General features: G+C 61.9%; 4 protein-coding genes and 2 pseudogenes. 1 reads left to right on the plus strand and 5 read right to left on the minus strand.

The window, feature by feature from the left end:
* Positions 1-130: 130 nt before the first annotated feature.
* The 5 genes and pseudogenes from IQK56_RS18200 to betI form a co-directional block, all read right to left on the minus strand.
* A complete protein-coding gene (locus tag IQK56_RS18200; RefSeq protein ID WP_122310451.1) occupies positions 131-1,447 on the minus strand; it encodes a TldD/PmbA family protein in 1,317 nt (438 codons plus the stop codon).
* Positions 1,447-2,888, minus strand: a pseudogene (locus tag IQK56_RS18205) (TldD/PmbA family protein). The gene IQK56_RS18200 and the pseudogene IQK56_RS18205 overlap by 1 nt, the downstream one beginning before the upstream one ends.
* A 203-nt stretch (positions 2,889-3,091) precedes the next feature.
* The gene (gene betA / locus IQK56_RS18210) at positions 3,092-4,795 is read right to left on the minus strand and encodes a choline dehydrogenase (protein WP_122310448.1); all 1,704 of its coding nucleotides are present in this window, start codon (positions 4,793-4,795) and stop codon (positions 3,092-3,094) included.
* A 159-nt stretch (positions 4,796-4,954) separates the two neighbouring features.
* The gene (gene betB, locus IQK56_RS18215) at positions 4,955-6,427 is read right to left on the minus strand and encodes a betaine-aldehyde dehydrogenase (protein ID WP_193901775.1); all 1,473 of its coding nucleotides are present in this window, start codon (positions 6,425-6,427) and stop codon (positions 4,955-4,957) included.
* A gap of 110 nt (positions 6,428-6,537) precedes the next feature.
* Positions 6,538-7,129, minus strand: a pseudogene (gene betI / locus IQK56_RS18220) (transcriptional regulator BetI).
* Between the two features lie 380 nt (positions 7,130-7,509).
* On the opposite strand from betI, the gene IQK56_RS18225 reads away from it, so the two are divergent.
* On the plus strand, positions 7,510-9,386 hold a 1,877-nt coding region (locus IQK56_RS18225), incomplete at its 3' end, for a BCCT family transporter (RefSeq protein ID WP_341869528.1).

Below are 9,386 nucleotides of genomic sequence, written 5' to 3' on the forward strand. Positions count from 1 at the left end.
AAGTGAGCCGGCTGTAAAAGCGGAACCCTAGGTGGCCGTTACCTGACCAACGGATATGTACTCAGACCCATCGCCATCGGGGGCAAGTTCGAATCGTCGCACCGCCCCTCCCACATTGGGTTTGCAGTGTTTAGAGGGTTAGCGTCAGGCGTTTTACCAAGGCGCCGGGGAGCAGGTTGGAGGCAGTATTGCGCTGCCCATAGGTACTGGCCGACAGCAGCAACTCCCGCTCGGCAGTCAGCGCCTCCAACTGCGAGCCCAGCAAGCTGTAGACGCTGTCATCAAAGCGCATGGTACTGACCGGCGCCTTGATCTCGCCGTCTTCCACCCAGAACGTGGCGAAACGCGTCATGCCGGTGAGGCGTGCGGCCGGCAAGTCGGAGTAGTTCAGGTACCACAGGTTGCTGATGTACAGGCCGGTACCCAACTGCTTGAGGATATCGACCTGGGCCAGGCTGCCTGCGGCCATCTGCAAGGCGCTGGGGGATTCGTCGCTGCTGGCGCCGTTGGTGCTCAGGCCATATTCGGCGGCACTGCGCGAGTTCACCAGTTGGCCGTCGGCCTTGCCGGCGTTGATCAGCGTGACATCGCTGCGCGGGTAGCCCTCGCTGGAAAACGCCTGGCTCAGGGAGCCGCTGATCTGTTCGCTCACCGTTACCAGTGGGCTGAGGTGTTGCTCACCGGCATACAGTTTTTGCAGCGAGCTGCCTTTGCTGGCGATGGCCTGGGCGGAGAAACCACCCCAGGTCATGAGGCTGATGATTTCTTCCAGTGCCGCCGGGGCCAGGTAGGCGCGGTACTCTCCGGGGGGCAGGGTATGCAGCGGTCGGCCGAGGAACTCAAGCTGGTCGCGGGCCTGTTGCAGGCGGCGGGCGAACTCCGCGCTGTCCCAGGTATGCCCGGCGTAGCTGGCCTTTACCGCTTCGCCGTTGGCATGGAACAGGCTGAAATCGAAGTTGAAGCTATTGGCCTGGTGCCAGCCGAAGGCTCCGTCGGAACTGGCAAAGCCACGGCTGATCGGCCCGGCGGCATAGATCCCGACCAGGTCCACGCCGTCGGCAGCCTGGCTGATGTCCTCCAGTACGAGGGCCAGGTCGGGCAACGGCCGGGCCTGTTCGTTGTGGCTGTGCCAGGCGTTCTGGTTGAGCAATAGATACGGGTCGTGAGGCAGCAGCGGCAAGGTTTCACGCAGCTGCTGCAAGCCGGCGGCGAGGCGCTGGCGATCCAGCTCGGGCGTGCCCGCCAGGGTAATGGCGAGGTCGGCGTGGCGGCCATCGTTGATCAGTTTCAGGTTGAGGCTGGCCTGTTGCACCTGCCCGGCCTGGCGCACCTTGGCGTGGTTGAAACGCACGAACTCGGACGCTTCCGCCGCATAGCCCAGGTGAAATTGTTCCTTGTCGGTGATGGCTTGCTTGAGCCACTCCACCAATGCCTTGAAGGTCGTCATCAGGCATCTCCCCCAAATACGTCAACGTTGCTGAATACGCAGGCTGGCGAGGCGTGGCCGACGCGGATCACCTGGTTGGGTTCACCCTTGCCGCAGTTCGGCGTGCCCAGCACCTTGGAGGTGCTGGCGTCACCCACGGCGCTGAGCTTGCGCCAGAACTGCGCGGAAATGGCACGGTAGTTGGGGTTCTTGACCACGCCCTTGAGTTCGCCGTTTTCGATCAACTGGCCCCATTCGCAGCCGAACTGGAATTTATTGCGCGCATCGTCGATGGACCACGAACGGTTGGTCGACATCAGGATGCCGCTTTCGATGCCGCCCACCAGTTGCGCGAAGCGCTTGTCGCCGGCCTCGATGTTGAGGTTGGCCATGCGGTCGATCGGTGCGCGGTTCCAACTGCTGGCGCGGCTGTTGGCCACCCCGCTCATGCCGGCGCGCAATTGCGACAGCGCGCCGCCCAACGGCCTGATCAACAGCCCTTCGCGGATCAGGAATTGCTTGCTGGCGGCGGTGCCGTCGTCGTCATGGCTGTAGCTGGCGAGTTGCTCGGGAATGTCCGGGTCGAACGTCACGTTGAGCAGCTTGGAGCCGTATTGCAGGTGACCAAAGTCGCTGGCCTTCACAAAACTGGTGCCGGCGTAGTTGCGCTCGTCGCCGAGGATACGGTCCAGCTCCAGTGGGTGGCCGATGGACTCGTGGATCTGCAGGATCATCTGGTCCGGCATCAGCAGCAGGTCGCGCGGGCCTTGGGGGGTGTTCGGCGCGAGCAGCAGTTGCAGGGCTTCGTCGGCAATACGCGGCGCGGCGCGACCAGGCCGAAGCGGTTGATCACCTCAAACCCGCCTTGCTGGCCGAAGTTGCTGCCGCCGAGCGTGCGGGTCTGGCTGTCGTTGCCGTCGAAGGCCGTGACGTTGACGCCGGGGAACACAAAACGCTGGGCCTGGCGCAGTTCGGCGCCGGCGGTGTTGAGGTAGATCTGCTCGACGTGGGTCAGGCCGAGGCTCACGTCCCAACTGACCAGGCGCTCGTCTTTGGGGACGGCGGCCGATTCGTCGCCGAGCAGTTGGTAGCAGTCGCTCAGGGACGGGAAGGGCTGGTGGAGGTCGGGCGACAGGTAGTCGGCCACGTCACTGGACACGTGTTGGTCGCGCAGGTCGAGCAGGGCGTGAGGCTTGATCTGCCGGGCTTGCTGTTCGGCACGCTCAAGGGCGGCTTGCAGGCCGGCAAGGGAAATGTCGTTGGTCGCGGCGTAGGCTTCGACACCGTTGAGACGCACGGTGAGCATGGCGCCTTCGTCGTGGCTCAGGTGGGGCGGTTCGGCGACGTTCTTGCGCACCGACAGGTACTGGCCGGATTCGCGCACGTAGCGCAGGGAGAAGAACTCGGCGGTGGTGCGCAGGGCACTGAAGTGCCGTTTGAGTGTGGCGTGGTGGTCGAACATGGGGCCTTCCTTGTGGGCGGCTCAGCGCGGGCAGGCAGACAGAGTAGGCCTGGGCTGGGGGCTGATCAAGGAAAGTGTAGAGGCAAGGTTTGCAGTGCCTGATCGGGTCCTATCGGGGGCAAGCCCCCTCCCACACTTGACCGGATTCACACGGTCAAATGTGGGAGGGGCTTGCCCCCGATGAAGGCACCGCGGTGTATCAGTTACTGCGCAGTCGGCCCTACTTCGCGCAACGGCTTGCCCCGCACCGGCGCATCGCCAGCCACGTAGTAGTCGGCAGTGCTGCGCGGCAGCGGCTGGCGGCCACGGATCTTGTCGGCGATTTTCTCGGCGATCATGATCGTCGGCGCGTTCAGGTTGCCGGTGGTGATGATCGGCATGATCGAGGCATCGACCACCCGCAGGCCTTGCATGCCATGCACGCGACCTTCGCCATCTACCACGGCCATCTCGTCGGTGCCCATCTTGCACGAGCAGGACGGGTGGAACGCGGTCTCGGCGTGCTCGCGGATGAACGTGTCCAGCTGCTCATCGGTTTGCACTTCAATACCTGGGCTGATTTCGCGGCCACGGTATTGATCCAATGCCGGCTGCTGCATGATTTCACGGGTCAGGCGGATGCCGTCGCGGAATTCCTGCCAGTCCTGCTCGGTGGCCATGTAGTTGAAGAGGATGCTCGGGTAGTCCCGTGGGTTCTTCGACTTAAGCTGGATGCGGCCACGGCTCGGCGAACGCATGGAGCCCATGTGCGCCTGGAAACCGTGCTCTTTCACACCGTTGCTGCCGTTGTAGTTAATCGCGACCGGCAGGAAGTGGTACTGGATGTTCGGCCACTCGAACTCTTCGCGGGTACGGATAAAACCGCCTGCTTCGAACTGGTTGCTGGCGCCGATACCGGTGCCGTTGAACAGCCATTCGGCACCGATGGCCGGCTGGTTGTACCAGAGCAGCGACGGGTACAGCGACACCGGTTGGGTGCACGCATATTGCAGGTACAGCTCAAGGTGGTCCTGCAGGTTTTCACCGACGCCGGGCAGGTCGTGGACCACCGGGATGTCGAGGCTTTCCAGCAATTTGGCCGGGCCGACGCCGGAGCGTTGCAGCAGCTGCGGCGAGGCGATTGCGCCGCTGCATACCAGCACTTCCTTGCGTGCACGGGCTTCAACGCGCTCTTCAGCCGCGCCGATCAGGTAACGCACGCCAACGGCACGCTTGCCTTCGAACAGCACTTTGTCGGTGAGGGCGTGGGTGACGATGGTCAGGGTCGAACGCTTCTTGGCGGTGTCCAGGTAACCGCGTGCGGTACTGGCGCGACGGCCGTTCGGCGTGACGGTACGGTCCATCGGGCCGAAACCTTCCTGCTGATAGCCGTTCAAGTCTTCGGTACGTGGGTAACCGGCCTGCACGCCCGCTTCAACCATGGCGTGGAACAGTGGGTTGTTGCCGGCTTTAGGCGTGGTCACGCTGACCGGGCCATCGCCGCCGTGCCAGTCGTTCGGACCGATGTCCCGAGTTTCAGCTTTTCTGAAATAGGGCAGGCAGTCCAGGTACGTCCAGTTTTCAAGCCCTGGAAGTTTTGCCCAGTTGTCGTAGTCCATGGCGTTGCCACGGATGTAGCACATGCCGTTGATCAGCGAGGAACCACCCAGGCCCTTGCCACGCCCGCATTCCATCCGGCGGCCGTCCATGTGTGGCTCTGGATCGGTCTCGTAGGCCCAGTTGTAGCGACGGCCTTGCAGCGGGAAGGCCAGTGCGGCGGGCATCTGGGTACGGAAATCGAGACGGTAGTCCGGGCCGCCGGCTTCCAGCAGCAGGACGGTGACGCCTTCGTCTTCAGTCAGACGGGTCGCCAGGGTGTTACCGGCGGAGCCGGCACCCACAATGATGTAGTCGTATTCTTGGGACATAAATGCACCCTCTTTGAAGTGTGGTCAGGTCGGGCCTCATCGGGAGCAAGCTCCCTCCCACATTTGAAGGTATTCACACATCTGAACTTGTGAACACAGTCAGTGTGGGAGGGGGCTTGCCCCCGATGAGGCCTCAAAGGCAATACAAGGCTCGGGTTCTTAGAACACCGAGGCGTAATCGCCCAGCTCAACCTGTACCGATTTGATGCGGGTGAAGTTGTTCAGCGAGCTGATCCCGTTCTCACGGCCCACACCGGATTGCTTGTAGCCGCCGACCGGCATCTTCGCGTCGGACTCGCCCCAGGCGTTGATCCAGCAGATACCCGCTTCCAACTGATGAATCACGCGGTGGGCGCGGTTCAGGTCTTTGGTCACCAGGCCGGCAGCCAGGCCGAAGTCGGTGTCGTTGGCGCGGCGGATCACTTCTTCTTCGGTTTCGTAGGTGAGGATGCTCATCACCGGGCCGAAGATTTCTTCACGCACGATCACCATGTCGTCGGTGCAGTCGGTGAACGCGGTCGGTGCCACGAACGCGCCTTTGGCGAAGTCGCCGTCGGTCAGGCGGTCGCCGCCGCACAGCAGGCGGGCGCCTTGCTCTTTGCCTTTGGCGATGTAGCCCAGCACGCTTTCCATGTGGGCGAAGCTGACCAGCGGGCCAAAGTTGGTGTTTTCGTCTTCCGGGTTGCCGACGCGAATGCGCGCAACACGCTCAACGATCTTGGCTTCGAATGCGGCTTGCAGATGCTTGGGCACGAACACGCGGGTGCCGTTGGTGCAGACCTGGCCGGAGCTGTAGAAGTTGGCCATCATCGCGGTGTCGGCGGCGCGGTCGAGGTCGGCGTCGTCGAAAATGATCAGCGGGGACTTGCCGCCCAGTTCCATGGTCACGTCTTTGAGCGAAGAGCTCGAGGCGCTGGCCATGACTTTCTTGCCGGTGTCGGTGCCGCCGGTGAAGGAGATTTTCTCGATGCGCGGGTGCTCGGTCAGCCAGGTGCCGACTTCACGGCCGCTGCCGGTCAGTACGTTGAACACGCCCGCTGGAACGCCAGCTTCGGTGTAGATCTCGGCCAGTTTCAGGGTGGTCAGCGAAGTGACTTCGCTTGGCTTGAAGATCATCGCGTTACCGGCAGCCAGGGCCGGCGCGGATTTCCACAGGGCGATCTGGATCGGGTAGTTCCACGCGCCGATACCGGCAACCACACCCAGCGGCTCGCGGCGGGTGTAGACGAAAGCGGTGTCGCGCAACGGGATCTGCTCGCCTTCGATGGCCGGCACCAGGCCTGCGTAGTATTCCAGCACGTCGGCGCCGGTGACGATGTCGACGTACTTGGTTTCGGAGAAGGCTTTACCGGTGTCCAGGGTTTCCAGGGCGGCCAGTTCATCGTTGCGCTCGCGCAGGATGTCGACGGCACGACGCAGGATGCGCGAACGCTCCATGGCAGTCATGGCGGCCCAGATTTTCTGGCCTTTCTCGGCGCTGACCACGGCACGTTCAACGTCTTCTTTCGTTGCGCGTTGCACTTGGGCGAGAACTTCACCGTTAGCCGGGTTGATGGCTTCGAAGGTGGCATCGCTGCCAGCGTCGCTGTAGCCGCCGTCAATGTAGAGTTTTTGCAGGTCGAAACGGGCCATAAAGTCCTCGCAAGTGCATAAGTGGTTGGCGTTAACCGCCGCCAGGTGGGCCATAAGGAGGTGGCAACACTGAGCGACGGCAGTTCAGGGGTTGAGCGGTTGTGTGTGCTCTAACTCACCTGCTTGGCCAATTGGAAATCCATGTATTCGTAAGCGATCCGTTGCGCTTGCGCTGTGTCGAAAGCGTCTCCCGACAGCGCCGCGCAACCACAAACCGTCGATCAGGGCCGCCAGGCCTCGGGCTGCTTTGCGTGCGTGCGGCAGCGGCAGCGTTCGGCGGAACTGGCAGCACAGGTTGGAATACAGACGTTGATCGTTGATCCGCTGCAACCTGTGCAATGACGGGTGGTGCATGCTGGTTGCCCAGAAGGCCAACCAGGTTTTCATTGCCGGGCCGTTGACCTGGCTGGCATCGAAGTTGCCCTCGATGATTACCTGAAGGTGTGCCCGTGGGCTGTCGTCCGTGAGCGCAAGCCTGCGTTCGTGGACGTTCTCAATCAGCGCGTTCATCAAGTAGCGCATCGTCGCTGCAATAAGGCCGTTCTTGTCCTTGAAGTAGTGACTGATGATGCCGTTCGAAACGCCGGCCAAACGGGCGATCAGCGCAATGCTGGCATCGCCCATCCCAACCTGATCGATGGCCGTCAGCGTGGCTTCGATCAACTGCTGGCGGCGTATGGGTTGCATACCGACCTTGGGCATGTAGCACCTCTCCTTAGGCCTGCCGATGGGCGATGAACGTCCGTCGGCTTGGAGGCCAGTCTATTTTGTTTTGATTGAACGTTCAATCAACAAAGAATAAGCTCTGCGACAAATGGTCGCTGCCTACAGGTATTTCCTACCTGGGAGCTGCGGCATCCGGCACCTGCAAAAACCCTTGAAACGCCCTGTCTGCTGGTTCGGCAGGGGCGCAAGAATTTTCGGGGTGTCTTTATAACACCCGTCCGTCGACTGCCGAAAAATCGATGGCCTGGGATAACCGTTGCCTTGTGTTTCTCTCTCGCACTGCCCGGAGCATCTGCGCCATGAGTTCTGCCTCTCTTATAAAGACCCCGCCGGAAAAGGTGCGGGTCAACGGTTGGGTGTTCTACACCTCCACCGCGCTGATCCTGTTGTTGACCGCCATCCTGATCATCGCCCCGCAGGAGGCCGGGCGCATGCTCGGCATTGCCCAGGCGTGGCTGTCGAAAAGCTTCGGCTGGTACTACATGGTGGTCATTGCCGCCTACCTCGTATTCGTGGTGGGCCTGGCGTTTTCGTCCTACGGCAAGTTGAAACTGGGCAGCAAGGACGACACCCCGGACTTCAGCTACGGCGCCTGGGCCGGCATGCTGTTCTCCTCGGGCATCGGCATCTCGCTGCTGTACTTCGGCGCCTCGGAGCCGTTGGATCACTACTTCAACCCACCTGAAGGCGCGGCGGCCAGCAATGGGGCGGCGCGTCAGGCGTTGCAACTGACCTTCCTGCATTGGGGCCTGCATGGCTGGGCGATCTACGCCTTGGTCGGCCTGGCCGTGGCCTACTTTGCCTACCGCCATAATCAGCCGCTGGCGTTGCGCTCGGCGTTGTACCCGCTGATGGGCGAGCGTTGGGTCAAAGGCGCGGCTGGCCACGCGGTGGACGGTTTCGGCATGTTCGTGACCCTGCTGGGTCTGGTGACCAACCTGGGGATTGGCTCGCTGCAAGTGTCGTCCGGGCTGGAAAATCTGTTCGGCATGGAACACAGCAACACCAACCTGCTGATCGTGATCATCGTGATGAGCACCGTGGCGACCATCGCCGCCGTGTCGGGTGTGGAGAACGGCATTCGTCGCCTGTCCAACCTCAACATCGTGCTGTTCAGCGGTTTGCTGATCTTTGTGCTGCTGTTCGGCCCGACCCTGCACCTGCTCAACGGCCTGGTGCAGAACACCGGTGACTACCTCAACGGCATCGTGCTGAAAACCTTCGACCTCTATGTATACGAAGGCGATGGCGAGAAAACCGAGCGCTGGATGGGCCTGTGGACCCTGTTCTACTGGGCCTGGTGGATTTCCTGGGCGCCATTCGTAGGCATGTTCATCGCGCGTATTTCCCGTGGTCGCACGGTGCGTGAACTGGTGGCCGGCGTGCTGCTGATCCCGCTGGGCTTTACCCTGGCGTGGCTGTCGATCTTCGGTAACTCGGCGTTGGACCTGGTGCTCAATCAGGGCGCGGTGGAGTTGGGCAAGACGGCCCTGGAACAACCGTCCATGGCGATCTACCAACTGCTGGAGCACTATCCGGCGTCGAAAATCGTTATCGGTGTGTCGATCTTCGTGGGCTTCGTGCTGTTCCTGACCCCGGCGGATTCCGGCGCGGTGATGATGGCCAACCTTTCGTGCAAAGGCGGCAACGTGGACGAAGATGCGCCGCACTGGCTGCGGATCTTCTGGTCGGCGGTGATCACCCTGGTGACCATCGGCCTGCTGTTTGCCGGTAACTTCGAAGCCATGCAGACCATGGTGGTGTTGGCGGGGCTGCCGTTTTCGGTGGTGCTGATTTTCTTCATGTTCGGTTTGCACAAGGCCATGCGCCAGGACGCGGCGATCGAACAGGAGCAGGCGCAATTGGCTGAACGCGGGCGTCGTGGTTTCAGCGAGCGCTTGACCGCCCTGGACCTGCAACCAAGCCAGGCCACCGTGCAGCGCTTTATGGACAAGCACGTAACGCCGGCGCTGGAAGAAGCCGCAATTGCGTTGCGTGACCAGGGGCTGGAAGTGCAGACGCTGCTGGGTAAATCCAAGCGTTGCATCGGCGTGCGGATCGAGATGGAAGAGGGCAATCCGTTTGTCTATGAGGTGAGCCTGGACGCTTACTCGGCGGCGCCCAATGACTTGCCTGAAGAAGAGCGCACCCGTTACTACCGTGCCGAGGTGTACCTGCACAACGGGCCTCAAGAGTACGACCTGATGGGCTTCGCCCAGGAACAGATTACCCG

It is taken from the genome of Pseudomonas cyclaminis, assembly GCF_015163715.1.
GTDB classification, from domain to species: Bacteria; Pseudomonadota; Gammaproteobacteria; order Pseudomonadales; family Pseudomonadaceae; genus Aquipseudomonas; species Aquipseudomonas cyclaminis.